This is a genomic window from Xanthomonas nasturtii (assembly GCF_023337365.3).
GTDB lineage: Bacteria > Pseudomonadota > Gammaproteobacteria > Xanthomonadales > Xanthomonadaceae > Xanthomonas > Xanthomonas nasturtii.
Genome location: NZ_CP142084.2, coordinates 4,137,891 through 4,152,489, shown reverse-complemented (window position 1 = coordinate 4,152,489; position 14,599 = coordinate 4,137,891). Strand labels below are relative to the sequence as shown.

Genomic DNA, 14,599 nt, shown 5'->3' with positions numbered 1-14,599 from the left:
AAGCCCGTCAGCAACGTGCATGATCTGCCGCGCTAGCTGCGCCGCTTCGGCGGGCTCTTGCTGCGCTTCTTGCCCGGCACCGCCGGCACAGCCTCTTCGTTGGCCAACGCACCGCCGGTGTGCAGCTGCTCCAGCCACGACAACGCATCGACATAGCCCAGGAAGTGCTGCAGATATCCCGGCGAGCGCTCGCGCATCAGCGTGATGCAGCGATGCACCAGCACGCTGGAATTCAGCGGGCCGGCATCCTTGGGCGCGTCCTGCAGCGACTGCCGCACCTGGCTTGCGGTGCGCACGGTGGTCCAGGTGCGACGGAAATCGTCCAGCGCCGGCAGCTCCGGAAACAGCGTGGCATCGGCGCTGGCGGTGGTGCGGCTGTCCACTTCCATCAACGCTGCGTGGCCGGCCATCTGTGCGGCGAGTGCGCCCAATGCGCTGGGCTGCGCCAACCCTGGGGGTAAGGCTGCTGCCGCATTGCTGCCGGCATGGCGGCGGGTTGCCTGCGTGAGCGCGCTCGCATAGCCATCGATCAACGCGCCGAGCTTGTGTTCCAGCACATCACGCACCGCATCGGCCTGGGTGTCGGCACGTGCGGCCAACGATTGCATCAGATGGAAGCGCACCGGATCCAGGCGATCGTCGCCCTGGCTGCGCCAGCGCTCCAATTGGGCGCGTGCGGGGATTGCCGGCGTGCTCATCGCGGTGCAGCGGCCGCTGCGGGCCTGGGCAATGCTGCTGCGCGCGCGGAGGAGGGACGCGCGATGGGCGCAATCTCCACGCGGCGGTTCTTGGCGCGGCGCGCTTCATCGGCGTTGGAATCCACCGGTTGCTGCGAGCCGAACGCAGCGGCGAATACCGATGCCGCCGGCACGCCTTCGGCGATCAATGCACGCGTCACGGTGAGTGCGCGTTGCGCGGACAGTTCCCAGTTGTCGGCGTAGCGCCGGTTGCCGCCCAGCACCGGGCGGTCGTCGGTGAACCCGCTGACCATCAGGATCTCTTCGCGCGCGCGCAGGTACTGCGCCAATGGCGCGGCGAGCGACTTCAAGACCTCGCGTCCTTCCGGCTGCAGTTCATCGGAGTTGAACGCAAACAGCACATTGCCGCGAATGCCGATACGGCCATCGACCAGGGTCACGCGGCCGGCCGCCAGCGGTGCGGCCAGTGCCTGCTCCAGCGTCTGGCGGCGTTGCGCTTCGGCCTGACGCTGCTTGACCTCCTGCTCCAGGCGGCTGGAGAGCTGCAACTGCACGCCGATCACGCCGACCAGGATCAGCACGAATGCGCCCAGCAGCACCGACATCAGGTCGCCGAATGCCGCCCAGATGGGGGTGCCGGCGTCGCTGTCGCTTTCGATCTCGTCGCTCATGCCGGCTCTGCTTCGCCGGCCGTGCTACGCCCGCAATCGAGCTGACGCAGTTCTTCGATGATCTGCTTCTGCGAGAGCATGCTGAGGTCCACCACTTCGCGCGCCTGCGCCACGTAGTAGGCAAGCTGGTCGTCGCTGCGGGCCAGCGATGCATCCAGTGCCGTGGCCACGTGCTGCAGGCGCTCGTTGAGCGCGCTGGTGGTGCCGCTGAACAACTGCACCGCCATGCCGAAGGCTTCGCCCAGGCTGGCCACTTCCACTGCGCTGCCGCTGACATGCGCGGCGACCGCGCCGAGCTTGCCGGTTTCGCTGCCGATCTGTTCGGTGAGCTGGCTGCCCACGCGCTGCAGCAGGTCGGCCGAGGTGGTGACCAAGGCATCCACCGCCGCGCGTTGTTCGGTGGAGGCGTGATTGACCGCGTTGAGCAAGGTGTCCAGGGTGGCGAGCAGCTTGCTGCGTTCTTCCAGCATGGCGGTGTCGCGCACCATGCTGTCGGACAGGTTCTGGCGCAGCTCGGCCACCACGTCGGCCGCGGCCTTGGGCGCTTCGGAGGCGATCTGCATCAGGCGCGACACCTCGGCGATGGTGGCGCTGGCCTGCGCCTGCGCCTGCGTGGAGAGCTCGCTGGCGGTGCTGGCCAGGGTGTCGCAGATGGCCTGCTGTTGCTGGGCGACGCGCTCGCCGGTGCGTTCCCACTGCGTGGTCAAGGCAGTGCCCATCGCGCCGAAACGCTCGCTCCACAGCGCCAGGCGCTGGGTGTCGCGCGCTTCCAGTGCCGCCTGCAGATCGCGATGCGATTGCTGCAAGGTGCCGACCAGGGCCGCCGCATGCGCGTCGAAACTGGCGGTGGCCGCGGCGAGTGCACTGTGGTGCTGGCTGGACAACGTGGCGCTGGCCTGGTGTTGCTGGGCGAGTGCATCGTTCCACGCGCTGGCGGCGTCGCTGCTGGATTGGGCCATGCGTTGGGAGACCGCATCCACCAACGCGGCAGCGCGTGCCTCGAAGGTGCTGGCGAAGTGCGTCAGCGTGCCTTGCAGCTCCTGGATGAGCGCGTGATTGGCGCGCTGCTGCTCGGACACGGCGGCCGTCCATGTGGCAGCCGCCGTGGCAGTGCTGGTTTCGAAGCCGCTGCTCAGCCCATCGAGCTGCTGCTGCACGGCCTGCTGCACGCCTTCCTGCAATGCGCTGGTCTGCTGCGCCAATTGTGCGAGTGTGGCGTGCAACTGCGTGCCGAGCGCTGCGCTGGCGCGTTGCTGTTCGGCGAGCACGGCCGCCCAGGTGTCGGCGTTGGCGGCGGTGCTGCGGGCAAAGCCGTCGCTGAGTGCGCTCAGCTGCTGCTGCACGGCCTGGCTGACGCTGTTCTGCACGGCAACGCTGCGCTGGTCGATCTGCTCCAGCGTGCCCTGCAACTGCTGGGTCAGCGTGTGCTGCGTACGTTCCTGCGCGGCCAACGCCATCTGCCAGTGTTCGGCCGCGGTGCGTGCGCTCTGCTCGATGCTGTCACTGAGCCCGTGCAACTGCTGCTGCACCGCGCTGCGCACGCCTTCCTGCACGGCAACGCTGTGCTGGGCGATGGTGTCCAGCGTGGTCTGCAACTGCGCGTTGTGCGTGTGTTGCGCACGTTCCTGCGCGGCCAGCGCGGTGTTCCAGTGTTCGGCGGCTGCGCTGGCGCTGGTCTGGAAGCCGTGGCTGATACCGTCCAGCTGTTGCTGCACGGCCTGGGTCACGCGTGCCTGCAATGCGGTGGTATCGCGCGCGATGCTGGCCATGGTGGCTTCCATCGCCGGCTGCAACGCTGCACCGACCGCGCGCGCGCTTTCGGCGACACCGGCCTGCAGCGATTGTTCCATTGCCGTGGCAAGCCGCGCATAGGCCGCTTCGCTTTTGGCATGGAAGTCGGCCTGCTGTGCGGCCAGGCGTTGGTCGGCGGCAATGCTGTGCTGTTCGATGTTGTGCATCAGCGCCTGCAACCGGTCGATCAAGGCCGGCATCAAGGCGCTTTGTTGTTGCTGCAGCTTGAATGCTTCGCCACGTTGATGCGCATCCGAATGCGGGTGCAGTTCGGCGGCGATCTTCAGGTCCAGCCGCTGCACCGCCTGCAGGCGCTCGCGCCGGCACAGCGCCGACAACAGCCCCAGCATGGCCGATGTCGCCACGCCGGCAATCGAGGTGCCGAACGCAAATGCCAGGCCTTCCACCGGTGCGGCGAGCGAGCCACGAATGGCCTGCAGGTCGGTGGCGCTCTGCAGCGCAAAGCCGGTGCCCTTGAGCGTGGCCATCATGCCGAGCAAGGTGCCCAGCATGCCGAGCAGCACCAGCAAGCCGACCAGGTACGGCGTCAGCGCCGGCGCCGGCAGGGCCACACGCTCGCCCTTGATGCGCAGGCGCACCGCATTGCGCAGGCTCGGATGCACCGCTTGCAGCCATTCGCTCAGTGCCGACGGTGCGGTGGTCAGCCCATCGACGGCCGCCTGCAGCGTCGCAGTGGCCTGGCGGTAGCGATACAGCTCCAGCGCGCCGGCCACATAGCAGGCGCCGATCACCGCAGCGACGCAGGCGCCGAGCGGGTTGGAGCCGAGATAACCGATGCCGACCCAGCAAACTGCCAACAGGCCGACGAGAAACACACACACGTGTACGAGAGTTCTGAACATGACGTCCCAGTTAGCGGGTACGAAGCGCTGCAAGCAGGCCTTCGATCGGGTGAAAACGAATATCCAGTTCGGCGAGCAACACGCTCTGCATGTCTTTGCGAAAGACATCCAGCCAGCCATCGGGTAGCGCACGTGGGGCGGCATCGTCATCGGCTGGCGGGTTGTGCGCCTGCGCGGCAGTGCGCAGGCGTTCGAAGTGCGCGCCGAGCAGGCCCGGCACGGTGTTCAACAAGCTCTGCTCGCGCGGGCTCAGGGTGAGCTCCATCACCGCGTCCACTTCGGCCAGCCGCGCCATGTCGGCGGAGACCAGCGCGAGCAGATCGCGCAGGCGCCCGCGCAAATCGCCGGTAGCGGTGCGCATGGCGCGTTGCATGGCCAGGTAATGCTGGCGGAACGGCGCGTAGTCGGGCACCGCAACCGCCGCATCGGCAAGCGCGGCGCTGCGTGCTTCGGCACGTACGCGCACGACCAGCGCGTCCAACTCGGCCACGCTGCTGGTGGCCAGGCCGGTGCGCACGCGCGTGCAGGCGTCGGCATCGAGCGGACGCGGTTCGGGCAGCTCGTCGGTGTCGGGCAGCTTGCCGTCCAGCGCCTTGGACACGGCCACCGCCCGCGTCCAGTCGATCCACTGGCTCAGCCGGTCGGCGAGTGCGTGGTTGGACTGGGCGATGTGGGCGTCGCTGAGGCGAGCAAGCAGGCGAATGAACGCCGGGCCCGACAAGGGCGCCCGTGGAGAAACTTTCGCCATTCTTCCGGTCAAAGACCGCGCATTTTACACGGGAATGCGCGCAGGTCCGCGGGTTGCACGCGCGCTGCCGGCGCGCCGGCGGGCCCGGATGCGGCGGCATTCAGCCGGCCGCTGGCGCGCCTAGGCGTCTGGCGCAGGGCCGGGGTCGCAAGGGGTGGCGGAGGTGCAGGGGCGTGGCAGCAACGACTTCGACGGCATTCGGCGCGTGGCGTGCAAGCCGCAGTGGCTGACAGCAGAAGGTGCGCCATCGGATATCGGAGGGCGCAGGCGGTGGACAGGTGGCCGCCTGCGGCGCCGACCGGAGCGCGCGGTAGACGATGGGGCATCTAACTCCATTCGCAACAATCACTTAGGGTGACTGTTTAACCAGTTCAGGTTCAGGTGGCCGGTCGTCGGGCTGACCCGGTTTTGTAAAGTGAACGGGTATAAGCTGCGGGCCGGGGAAATCCCCCAACGAGGTAACACAATGGACCGCTCCGACATACAAGTGTCCGATCTGCTGGTCTTGGAGCTGCAAGGGTTCCACGATGCCTATGGCAGTGGGCCGGACTTCTGGGACGCGTATCAACGCATCATGGGCATTGCGGCACAGGCGGGCGGCAACGTGATCGCCCTGGCCAACGAGATGGCCTCGCTGGCGCAGGGCCTTGGCGCAACCAAGCGCGCGCAGCTGCTGTAACTGCCAGGCACTCACCGCCAGGTAGGCGCGCTACGTGTCTGCCGTGTTAGTCGGCGTCGGCTTCGACGGCCGGCTTGGCCGCGGCTGCTGGTGCAGATTCCGGCGCACCGCGCTTCTTTTCACGACGCAGCGGCGTATCGCCCAGGCGCTCGATCGCGCCACCGGATTGCTGAAACGCTTCCAGATCGGCGGCCAAACGCTGCTCGGACAGACGCGGCTTGCCCGGCTGATTGCTGACGGTCATCGACTGGCGGCGGGAATTATTCATCGCGAATCCTCATGCGTTGTAAAGCGTCAAGGGAATGCCCCGGCGGCGTTGGTCGTCGTAGGTGGCACGCACGTCGCGGCAATACGGGCCGGACATGACGAAACGGCGGCAGATCGCCGGCCGCGTTTCGTAGATCGAGCAACACATGCGCGCAGCATCGATGGCCACGCACCAGCCTTCCTCGTCGCGCGCCATCACGTGCCAGCCCTGAGGCGTGACGCTGGTGAGATGGTGTGGGATGCGGTCGGATGGATCGACCATGACGGTGAGCCGGCAACAGACGGCGTCGCAGCGTTCGCAGAGATTCTTGATGGAAAAGGCCAGATAGAGTGAAGGCGACACCGGACTCCGGCCGCCCATGCACCATACACCTTGGGCGCGCCGGGGTGTGAACCGGCCCGCGAGGCCGAGGTGCGCTGTGCACGCAGTAGCGCGCGCTGCACGCGCAAGGAGCTGTGCATGGTGCGCCTAACTCCTGCAGCACCCGATGCAACCGCGCGTACGCAGTTGCATCGGGTGCTATACACCGCGTCAGGCCTGCGGCAAGTCGATTGACCGAGACAGGCGCGCGGCTGTGCTGCCCTTGGCAACAACGAATCGCTACACGCACTGCATCGCAAGTGACGCACCACGTTGTCTTTGTCGTCTAAGTGCGAAGACGCTTTTCACCTGTGCCAACGCTGCGCGTCGTAGCGTGATTGGGAACCGCTCTTCTCCCCTCTCACGCATCAGGAAATCGCCATGAGCACATCCAACCAGATTCCATCCGCGCACGATCAGGCCAATGACCACGACGACGCGCAGCACGACAAGCAAAAGCAGGACGCGCTGCAGGACGAGGCAGTGGAAGAAACCTTTCCGGCCAGTGACCCGGTATCGCCGTTCGTGCCGGCCAAGCCACTGGACTGAATCGTCTTCAGTTGCGGCCATGCGGCAGCAAAAACGGCAGCGGCGCGGTCGATGACTGCGCCGCTGTCGTATGCAACATCCACGCTTACGGCGTGAGCACCACCTTGCGGCAATCCTCCAGCTTCTTGTCGAACAGCTCGTAGCCACGCGCTGCCTCGGCCAGGGGCATGCGATGCGAAATGATCGAGCTCGGCTTGAGGTCGCCATTGCCGATACGTTCCAGCAGCTGCGGCATATGTTTTTGCACATGCGTCTGGCCCATCTTGAAGCTCAAGCCCTTGTCGAATGCATCCCCAAACATGAAGGCGTGAATGAAGCCGGCATACACGCCCGGCACGCTCACCACACCGCAGCGCCGGGTTGCCGCAATGCACTGCCGAATTGCCACGCCGCTGCTGCCTTCCAGCTTCAAATTGGTCAGTGCGGTCTCGACGGCGCTGCCTTCGGCCTCGAAGCCGACCGCTTCGATGCTGGCATCCACACCACGGCCATCGGTCTGCGAAACGATGACATCGGCCGGGTCGTCGATCTCGTCGAAATTGATCGGAATCACGCCATAGGCCCTGGACGCAAAGTCGAGCCGGTATGCATGCCGGTCGACCATGAAGATACGTTCGGCGCCCAGCATGCGGCAGCACGCCGCAGCCATCAGGCCGACCGGGCCGGCACCGAATATCGCAACGGTGGAGCCCTGTTTGACGCCTGCGTCGATCACTGCCTGATATCCGGTCGGCAGGATGTCGGACAGGAACAGCACCTGCTCATCGTGCAAGGCGTCCGGCACCACCAGCGGGCCGACGTTGGCCTTGGGAACGCGCACATATTCCGCCTGGCCGCCGGACAAGCCGCCATATAGATGGCTGAAGCCGAACAGCGCCGCCGGCGGGCGCATGTCCTTGTGGTTGAGCGCGGCGCCCTTGCCGGTATTGGTGGTTTCGCAGGCCGAGTATTCCTGCAGCACGCAATGGAAGCAGCGGCCGCAGGCGACCACGAACGGAATCACCACGCGGTCGCCCGGTTTGACCGCGGTGACATCCGTGCCCACGTCTTCGACGATGCCCATGAATTCGTGGCCGAGGATGTCGCCGGGGTGCAGGTCGGGAATCTTGCCGCGATACAGATGCAGATCCGAGCCGCAGATGGCGGTAGCGGTGACGCGCAGGATCAGGTCGTCGCGTTCGACCAATACCGGATCGGGCACGGTTTCGACCCGCACATCGCGTGAGCCGTGGTAGTTGAGGGCAAGCATGGCTGTCTCCTGGGGGACGGTAGGACGTGGTAACGCCGTGCAGTGTTCGTGCACCTGCGTTAAGCCTGTCAGCACGGTGCGTGGGCATGGTGTGGACACCCTTGACCGCCGACGCGGCGTTGATGCGCAAGTCACGTCTGGATAACCCGCACGCTCGCAGGCTCCTTCAACGCACTGGAACGCATGTAGCATCGTTTGCATGCGCCAGCGACCCCGACAACCAATGAGCGCTGCGCAATCAGGCAAGCGCGACCAGACAGGAGACAGCAATGGGACTTTTGAAGATGGTGACCGCCGGTGCGGTGGGTTATGTGGCGTACAAGGCCTGGCAACGCCGCCAGGGGCAGGCGAGCGACCCACAAGGCGAGCAGGGCCCGTTGCAAAATGCACCCGCGGTCGTCGGTGCCACGCCGCCGCACGGCGACCCGTTGCGCGACAGCATCGGCGATGCCCGCGACCGCAAGCAGGCGCTTGGCGCGCTTGCGGTGTTCAACGAAAACGAGCGCACGCTTGCGCAGCTGGCAGTGGTCAAAGGCGTGGAAGGCGAGGTGCTGGATTTCGCGCGCAAGATGGACGAAGCACACAGTGCGGCGCTGACTGACCTCAGCCGTTTTGCGCCGGACCGCAATGGCACGCTCGGTCAGGCCGCGGCCGCAGGTGCGCAAGCTGCACGCACGCGTCTGCAGAACCTGCATGGGCAGCAGTTCGAATCGCAGTACCTGCAGACCAGTGTGGACAGCCACCAACAAGCGCTGGCGTTGCTCGACACCCAGTTGAGCAGCGAGCCAGGTTCCAGCGATCTGGGCAAGGAGCTGCAGCGCGTACGCGACACCATTGCCGAGCATCTGGAACACGCCAAGGCGCTGCGTGCCAAGCAGGGCCAGCCACACTGATCTGACGTCGCTTTCAAGGCAGCCGCCGCGTCTGTGTGGCGGCTGCCTAGCAGTTTGCTGATTGCTCTGTATCGGAGATCGCAATGGGCGAACCACAAGACGCCCATCGTCAACCCACCGACATGCACGACCTCAGCATCAACGAAGAATGGGAACTGCAGTACCGGGCGCGCGCGCTGGGCCTGTCCGAAGATGATCTCAAGCGCGCGGTGCAGGAAATCGGCAACGTGACGACCAAGCTGCGTGACTACCGTCCACCGCATTGAACCGGTGATGCAGCAAACCAGACAGGCGGCGAAGGCTGGCGGTCTTTTTGGTGCTTGCCGGCTCCCTTGTTGCATGAGCGACGGCGTCCTTCGCGCGCAATGCACGCCAAACCCCTGCACCTCGCGCATTTCGTTCGCATCAGACCAGAAAGCTGACGCGTCGCCGGCATGGCGCCAACCTTACGGCGCTTCCGGCACAGCCTCGAACCCGGCCGCCTGCCGCTGCCACAAACCGTCGAACACGCCGCCGTGGCCGCGCAATTCTGCAGGGCTGCCGTCTTCAACCACGCGACCTTCCTGCAACACAACGATCCGGTCGAAGCCGATCACCGTGGACAGGCGATGGGCCACCGCCAGCACGGTGCGGTCGCGCATCAGGTGATCCAGCGCGGCCTGGATTTCCGCCTCCGATTCGGTATCCAGCGCCGAAGTGGCTTCATCCAGGATCAGGATGGGGGCATCCTTGAGAAACGCGCGCGCAATGCCCAGCCGCTGCCGCTGGCCGCCCGACAACATCACCCCGCGTTCGCCCACCTGGGTGTCGTAACCCTGGGGCAATTGCCGGATGAAGCCATCGCAGAACGCGCGTCGCGCGGCGTCGTGCACCTCGGCCTCGCTGGCGTCGGGCCGGCCGTAGCGGATGTTGTCGCCGATGCTGCGGTTGAAGAGCGCGGTTTCCTGCGGTACCACCGCGATCTTCTCGCGCAGACTGTCCTGGCTGACGCTGCGGATATCTGTCCCATCGATCAGCACGCGCCCGGACTGCACATCGTCCAGGCGCTGGATCAGCGCAATCAAGGTGGACTTGCCGGCACCGGATGGCCCCACGATGCCCACCTTCTGGCCGGCCGGAATATGCAGGTTCAGTCCTTCCAGCACTGCCTCGCGCTCGGGATAGGCGAAGCGCACGTCTTCGAAACGGACATCGCCTTCGGCCAATGCCAGCGGCACGTCCGCATCGACGATGGCGTGTGGTTGCAGAATGATCTGCAAGGTATCGGCAATGGCGCCCAGTTGCTGCGTGGTGTCGACCAGGGTCAGCGCCAGATCGCGCGAGCCATGCAGGATGCGGAAGGTCAGCGCGCTCACCAGCACCACATCGCCCGCACTCACCGCAGCGGAGCGCCACATGCTGATCGCCCAGAGCAGCATGCCGCCGGCCATCAGCGACAGACAGATGTCGTGAATCACGCGCGCTTTTTGCACATACATCCAGCTGCGCCGATGCGCCACTGCCTCGTGGCCGATCTGTTCGGCCAACCGCGCGCTTTCGCGATCGCGCGCGGCGAATGCCTTGATCGTCCACACATTGGAGACCGCGTCCACCAGTTCGCCGCCCACGCGTGCAGCCTGCGCGGCAAAGCGCTGATGCTTGGCACGGCCGCGGATGCCGAAGCTGGTGATGATGGCCGCCACGACTGCGACGAAGCCGACCAGCGTGGCGGCCATGCGCCAATCCACCGTCAGCAGCAGCACGATGGCGCCGAAAAAATCCACAATCGGCGGCACGATCTTCCACGCCAGGCCACCGAAGATCTGGCCGGCGGCGCTGCCGAGCGCGGTGATGCGATTGCCCAGCGCGCCGGCGAAATGCTCGGTGAAATAGCGCATCGGGTGGCCGGTGAGGTGGCGGAACAGATCCACCCGGATATCCACCACGCTGGCGACCACGGTGCGGCATCCCAGCCAGCCGCCGAGCCGCCACAACAGGTTTTCCACCGCAATCAAACTGATGAACAAGCCCAGCGGCAGCCACACGTTGGCCTGGCTGCGTTGCTCGGTGGCCATCGCGTCCACCAGCATTTTCATGCCGTATTGCACCGACACCGCGCAGCCGGCCGCGCCCACGATCAAGACCAACAGGCCCATGAAATGCCAGGGCCGGCGGCCCACGTAATGCCAGAGAAAGCGCGCCGGGGTGTCCGGCAACAATGCGGAGTGGGCGGGCGTGCTCACGTGTCGATGTCGGCTAGCGCGAACTGCGGCACGCGCAGACCGAAGCGCTCGTGCTCGCGCCGCAGTTGTTCGGCCAGGCCGGCATGCAGCGGCCGTTCGCCCTGTTCGTCCGCATAGCCGAGCAAGCCGGTGGGGCAATGCCGATAATTGTCCCAGCCCGGGTAATCCAGCACCGGATACAGGCAGATGCCTTCCATCGCCACGCCGTGCTGCAGGGCCATCGCCACCTCACTGCCGACGTGATCGAGCCACGGCCCGCGTTGATCGGCTTCGGCCCCGGTTTCGGACACGATCATCGGGCGGCGATAACGCTGCCAGAACTCCTGCATGATGGTTGAAAAGGGCCGATGGTCGGGCGAGTTGCGCAGGATCGGCACACCGCCCAGATACCACTGATTGTCGGGGTAATAATTGAGACCGATGATGTCCAGATGCGCCGGGGTGCCGCCCAGCCCTGGCCATTGTTTGCCGCAAATCATGTCCCATGCTTCGAACTGCGCCAGACGCAGGCGTTCGGCTTCGCGGCGCGGGCCAGGCCGGTCGTTGGACGGCGCCACATGGATTGCAGGGTCCACCTGCACGAAGCGTGCGCGCGGGTCCACCTGGCGCACCGCATCGATCGCGGCAATGGTGGCGCGCACCAGCTGATGCTTGAGTTCGAAACCGCGCCCGCGTGCCATCGGATGCATGCGCGCGTGATCGCCGCCATTCCATGCCCAGTACGAGATCTCGTTGAGCGGCGCATAGAACGGCACCGCATCGCAGGCATCCTTGACGCACTGCGCAGCGGCCGCGGCAAAACGTGCGAAGCGGTCCACGAACTGCGGCGTCCAGATGTCCACATCGTCCGGCCAGCCGTAATGGCACAGGTCCCAGATCACCTGCGTACCGACGCTGTTGGCCGCATGCAACATCGGCAGGAAGCTGGACCAATCGTAATGCCCGGGCCGTTGTTCGATCAGATGCCAGCGCAAGCCATCGCGCGCGGTGCGCAGGCCATGCGCGGACAACGCCGCATAGTCGTTCGCGGCCCAGCGGTCGTGCTTGGTGCCGGCAATCAGATCGAGCCTGCGCCCGTCGCGGCGGCGGTGGGTCGAACACTCGAACCCCGCCATGAAAAAACTTTCGAACACTGTGGGGGTATGCATCTGACATCCTGCAGCACGCGTCGCTGCCGTGGCGACGCGTCGAAAACTACCCCGCAGCGTGGTGCTGCAGGGCGGGGTGGGGACGGTCAGACCGCCAGTTCGGTCCGACGCTGTTGTTCGGCCTCTTCGATGCGCTTGTACAAGGCCAACGCCTGACCGACCACTTGATCCATGTTGTAGTACTTGTAGGTGCCCAGCCGGCCAAGGAAGGTGACCTTGGGCGTTTCGGCGGCCAGGCGCTCGTAGCGCCGATACAGCTCGGCGTTTTCTGCGCGGGGAATGGGGTAGTACGGGTCGCCATCGGCCGAAGGATACTCGCGGGTGAGGCTGGTCTTGGGATGGTGCTGGCCGGTGAGGTGTTTGTATTCGGTGATGCGCGTGTAAGCCACGGCTCCGTCAGGATAATTGACCGTGGCCACCGCCTGGAAGTGTTCCTGGTCCAGCGTGCTGTGTTCGAACCTGAGCGAGCGGTACGGCAACTTACCGTAGCAATAGTCGAAGTATTCGTCGACAGGGCCGCTGTAGACCAGCTCGTCGTAGTCCAGCTCGTCGCAGATTTCGCGGTAGTCGGTATTGAGCATCACCTTGATGTTGGGGTGATCGAGCATGCGTTCGAACATGCGCGTGTAGCCGTGCAACGGCATCTGCTGGAAGGTGTCGGTGAAATAGCGGTCGTCGTCGTTGGTGCGCGTGGGCACGCGCGAGGTCACCGACTTGTCCAGCTGCGACGGGTCCAGGCCCCACTGCTTGCGCGTATAGCCGCGGAAGAAGGTTTCGTACAGTTCCCGGCCCACCTGGTTGATCACCACATCCTCGCTGGTCTGGATATCGGCCACCGGCTCGGCGCGGCGGGCCAAAAATGCGGCGGCCTCTTCTTCGGTGGTGAGCTGCAGGCCATACAGGCGGTTCAGTGTGGTCATGTTGATCGGGATCGGCACCTGCTGCGCACCGACCTGCGCAAGTACGCGGTGCTGGTACGGACGCCACTGAGTGAAGTTGGATAGATAATCCACGATGCGCTGCGCATTGGTGTGGAAGATGTGCGGGCCATAGCGATGGATCAGCACACCGGCATCGTCATGGAAATCGTAGGCGTTGCCACCGATGTGCGGGCGCCGGTCGACCACCAGCACGCGCTTGCCAAGGTCGGCGGCCAGGCGTTCGGCCAGGACGCTGCCGGCAAATCCGGCGCCGACAATCAGGTAATCGAAACCGCGCCGTGTGGTGCCGTGCGTGCGGCGGCTGGCGAGCGGTGTGGCGGCCGATGGGTTCATTGCTTCCAAGAGAGTGTCTCCTTCATCAAGGCGTAGGTGTGGTCCCAGGACATGTCGCCCAGCACTGCGTCGGCGCTGTCGAGCAGTTGCCCGCGGTCGGCGCTGTCCTGCAGCGCTGCTGCGCAGGCGGCCACAAAGGCATCGGCGGTGTCGGCGATGCGCACCACGCCGGTGTCGCCATACGTGCGCACGACATCGTGGATTGGCGTGGACACCACCGGGCAGCCGCCGGCCAGATATTCGGGCGTCTTGGTCGGGCTGATGAAGCGCGTGGAGGCATTCATCGCAAACGGCATCAAGGCCACGTCCCAACCGGACAGATACCCGGGCAGTTCGTCGTAGGTCTTGCCGCCCAGGTAGTGGATATTGGCGGCCTGCGGCAGCTCGGAAGGGTCGATCTTGACCACCGGGCCGATCATCACGAACTGCCACTGCGGGCGTTGCGCCGCAATATCGCGTAGCAGCGCGACATCGAAGCGCTCGTCGATGACGCCGTAAAAGCCCAGCCGTGGATGCGTGATGCCACGCTGGTCCTCAGGCTCCTGCTGCGGCGTGCGCGCGGCGGCGAAATGCGCAACGTCCACACTGCTCGGGAATGCGTGCGTATTGGCATGCAAGGCACGCTTGACCTCCCAGATGCTGTAGCCGCCGGTGAACACCACATCGGCGCGCTGCAGCAGCTCGCGCTCGCGTTGCACCAGCTCCGGCGGGGCGCCGCGAAACGCCGACAGTTCGTCCATGCAGTCGTAGACCACCGTGCGCGCAGGCAGGTGCGCACTGAAGCCCTGGCTCATCGGCGTGTAGTACCACAGCAACAGGTCGCGCACGCCCAGCTCGGCCAGGTAGCCGTCCAACAGGCGCCGTTGCACCTGTACCGCCGCTTCGCCCTCGCAGCCGGCGGGCAGGCGCGGTACCAGCACGTGCACCCCGTCCTCTTCGCCGCGCACATCCAGCCAGGGCTCGGTTGCATCGCAGGCAATGGGTTCTTCCCAGAACAGCACGTTGGCATCGCGGGCAAAGCGCGACATCAGGTGTTGTGGGCGCTGGTAGACAAAACTCCAGCGCAGGTGCGACAGACACACCAGCGTGGGCCGTGCCGGATCGAACTGCGGCATGCTGTCGGATGGAACGGCGCGGCGGGTCTTGCCGATCGCGTATTGGAACTGACCAGCCCAACTCATGGAAT

The 14,599-nt window shown here is 65.6% G+C and carries 15 protein-coding genes; 4 read left to right on the top strand and 11 right to left on the bottom strand.

The genetic code is table 11. The features are described from left to right. Positions 1-32: 32 nt before the first annotated feature. The 4 genes from M3O59_RS18135 to M3O59_RS18120 are packed head-to-tail and all read right to left on the bottom strand — an operon-like array spanning position 33 to position 4,771. Positions 33-698: a DUF2894 domain-containing protein gene (locus tag M3O59_RS18135; protein WP_116906194.1), complete on the bottom strand. Its 666-nt coding sequence runs from the start codon at positions 696-698 to the stop codon at positions 33-35. Continuing rightward, on the bottom strand, positions 695-1,369 hold the full coding sequence (locus tag M3O59_RS18130) for an OmpA family protein (RefSeq protein ID WP_116906193.1): 675 nt from the start codon (positions 1,367-1,369) through the stop codon (positions 695-697). Before M3O59_RS18130 ends, M3O59_RS18135 begins: the two co-directional genes overlap by 4 nt. Next, positions 1,366-4,023 (bottom strand): DUF802 domain-containing protein, encoded by a 2,658-nt coding sequence (locus tag M3O59_RS18125; RefSeq protein WP_116906192.1) that lies wholly within the window; start codon positions 4,021-4,023, stop codon positions 1,366-1,368. The genes M3O59_RS18130 and M3O59_RS18125 overlap by 4 nt, the downstream gene beginning before the upstream one ends. A gap of 10 nt (positions 4,024-4,033) precedes the next feature. Next, positions 4,034-4,771, bottom strand: coding sequence for a DUF3348 domain-containing protein (locus M3O59_RS18120; RefSeq protein ID WP_181920593.1), 738 nt, complete (start codon positions 4,769-4,771; stop codon positions 4,034-4,036). Between the two features lie 466 nt (positions 4,772-5,237). Between M3O59_RS18120 and M3O59_RS18115 the strand changes: the two genes are divergently transcribed. Next, positions 5,238-5,450, top strand: coding sequence for a hypothetical protein (locus M3O59_RS18115; RefSeq protein ID WP_064633702.1), 213 nt, complete (start codon positions 5,238-5,240; stop codon positions 5,448-5,450). A gap of 46 nt (positions 5,451-5,496) precedes the next feature. Here the strand turns inward: M3O59_RS18115 and M3O59_RS18110 are convergent, their stop codons facing one another. Then, positions 5,497-5,718, bottom strand: a complete 222-nt coding sequence (locus tag M3O59_RS18110; RefSeq protein WP_064633700.1) for a hypothetical protein — start codon at positions 5,716-5,718, stop codon at positions 5,497-5,499. Between the two features lie 9 nt (positions 5,719-5,727). Further along, the gene (locus M3O59_RS18105; protein WP_082925809.1) at positions 5,728-6,078 is read right to left on the bottom strand and encodes a YkgJ family cysteine cluster protein; all 351 of its coding nucleotides are present in this window, start codon (positions 6,076-6,078) and stop codon (positions 5,728-5,730) included. Positions 6,079-6,459: 381 nt separating this feature from the next. Between M3O59_RS18105 and M3O59_RS18100 the strand changes: the two genes are divergently transcribed. Further along, the gene (locus M3O59_RS18100; protein WP_064633698.1) at positions 6,460-6,627 is read left to right on the top strand and encodes a hypothetical protein; all 168 of its coding nucleotides are present in this window, start codon (positions 6,460-6,462) and stop codon (positions 6,625-6,627) included. A gap of 85 nt (positions 6,628-6,712) precedes the next feature. On the opposite strand, the gene M3O59_RS18095 is transcribed toward M3O59_RS18100, so the two are convergent. Next, positions 6,713-7,876, bottom strand: a complete 1,164-nt coding sequence (locus M3O59_RS18095; RefSeq protein WP_116906190.1) for a zinc-dependent alcohol dehydrogenase — start codon at positions 7,874-7,876, stop codon at positions 6,713-6,715. Positions 7,877-8,145: 269 nt separating this feature from the next. Between M3O59_RS18095 and M3O59_RS18090 the strand changes: the two genes are divergently transcribed. Together M3O59_RS18090 and M3O59_RS18085 are read left to right on the top strand one after the other, a co-directional pair. Beyond that, positions 8,146-8,769, top strand: coding sequence for a DUF4142 domain-containing protein (locus M3O59_RS18090; protein WP_116906189.1), 624 nt, complete (start codon positions 8,146-8,148; stop codon positions 8,767-8,769). Between the two features lie 83 nt (positions 8,770-8,852). After that, positions 8,853-9,035 carry a DUF3606 domain-containing protein gene (locus M3O59_RS18085; protein ID WP_116906188.1) on the top strand — a complete coding sequence of 61 codons (183 nt, stop codon included), beginning with the start codon at positions 8,853-8,855 and terminating at the stop codon, positions 9,033-9,035. 180 nt (positions 9,036-9,215) lie between these two features. Here M3O59_RS18085 and M3O59_RS18080 read toward each other — a convergent pair whose 3' ends face one another. The 4 genes from M3O59_RS18080 to M3O59_RS18065 all read right to left on the bottom strand — a co-directional run bounded on the left by M3O59_RS18080 (position 9,216) and on the right by M3O59_RS18065 (position 14,594). Then, complete coding sequence (locus tag M3O59_RS18080) at positions 9,216-10,991, bottom strand: ABC transporter ATP-binding protein (protein WP_116906187.1); 1,776 nt, start codon at positions 10,989-10,991, stop codon at positions 9,216-9,218. Next, a complete protein-coding gene (locus M3O59_RS18075) occupies positions 10,988-12,139 on the bottom strand; it encodes a hypothetical protein (protein WP_064633690.1) in 1,152 nt (383 codons plus the stop codon). The genes M3O59_RS18080 and M3O59_RS18075 overlap by 4 nt, the downstream gene beginning before the upstream one ends. A gap of 86 nt (positions 12,140-12,225) precedes the next feature. Continuing rightward, positions 12,226-13,413, bottom strand: a complete 1,188-nt coding sequence (gene glf, locus M3O59_RS18070; protein ID WP_116906186.1) for a UDP-galactopyranose mutase — start codon at positions 13,411-13,413, stop codon at positions 12,226-12,228. Then, the gene (locus M3O59_RS18065; RefSeq protein ID WP_249046039.1) at positions 13,410-14,594 is read right to left on the bottom strand and encodes a glycosyltransferase family 1 protein; all 1,185 of its coding nucleotides are present in this window, start codon (positions 14,592-14,594) and stop codon (positions 13,410-13,412) included. Before M3O59_RS18065 ends, glf begins: the two co-directional genes overlap by 4 nt. Between the last annotated feature and the right edge of the window lie 5 nt (positions 14,595-14,599).

What these genes read in the sequence shown, in the direction of transcription:
- M3O59_RS18135 (WP_116906194.1), bottom strand. Translation starts at nt 698, where the DNA reads ATGAGCACGCCGGCAATCCCCGCACGCGCCCAATTGGAGCGCTGGCGC.
- M3O59_RS18130 (WP_116906193.1), bottom strand. Translation starts at nt 1,369, where the DNA reads ATGAGCGACGAGATCGAAAGCGACAGCGACGCCGGCACCCCCATCTGG.
- M3O59_RS18125 (WP_116906192.1), bottom strand. Translation starts at nt 4,023, where the DNA reads ATGTTCAGAACTCTCGTACACGTGTGTGTGTTTCTCGTCGGCCTGTTG.
- M3O59_RS18120 (WP_181920593.1), bottom strand. Translation starts at nt 4,771, where the DNA reads ATGGCGAAAGTTTCTCCACGGGCGCCCTTGTCGGGCCCGGCGTTCATT.
- M3O59_RS18115 (WP_064633702.1), top strand. Translation starts at nt 5,238, where the DNA reads ATGGACCGCTCCGACATACAAGTGTCCGATCTGCTGGTCTTGGAGCTG.
- M3O59_RS18110 (WP_064633700.1), bottom strand. Translation starts at nt 5,718, where the DNA reads ATGAATAATTCCCGCCGCCAGTCGATGACCGTCAGCAATCAGCCGGGC.
- M3O59_RS18105 (WP_082925809.1), bottom strand. Translation starts at nt 6,078, where the DNA reads ATGGGCGGCCGGAGTCCGGTGTCGCCTTCACTCTATCTGGCCTTTTCC.
- M3O59_RS18100 (WP_064633698.1), top strand. Translation starts at nt 6,460, where the DNA reads ATGAGCACATCCAACCAGATTCCATCCGCGCACGATCAGGCCAATGAC.
- M3O59_RS18095 (WP_116906190.1), bottom strand. Translation starts at nt 7,876, where the DNA reads ATGCTTGCCCTCAACTACCACGGCTCACGCGATGTGCGGGTCGAAACC.
- M3O59_RS18090 (WP_116906189.1), top strand. Translation starts at nt 8,146, where the DNA reads ATGGGACTTTTGAAGATGGTGACCGCCGGTGCGGTGGGTTATGTGGCG.
- M3O59_RS18085 (WP_116906188.1), top strand. Translation starts at nt 8,853, where the DNA reads ATGGGCGAACCACAAGACGCCCATCGTCAACCCACCGACATGCACGAC.
- M3O59_RS18075 (WP_064633690.1), bottom strand. Translation starts at nt 12,139, where the DNA reads ATGCATACCCCCACAGTGTTCGAAAGTTTTTTCATGGCGGGGTTCGAG.
- glf (WP_116906186.1), bottom strand. Translation starts at nt 13,413, where the DNA reads ATGAACCCATCGGCCGCCACACCGCTCGCCAGCCGCCGCACGCACGGC.
- M3O59_RS18065 (WP_249046039.1), bottom strand. Translation starts at nt 14,594, where the DNA reads ATGAGTTGGGCTGGTCAGTTCCAATACGCGATCGGCAAGACCCGCCGC.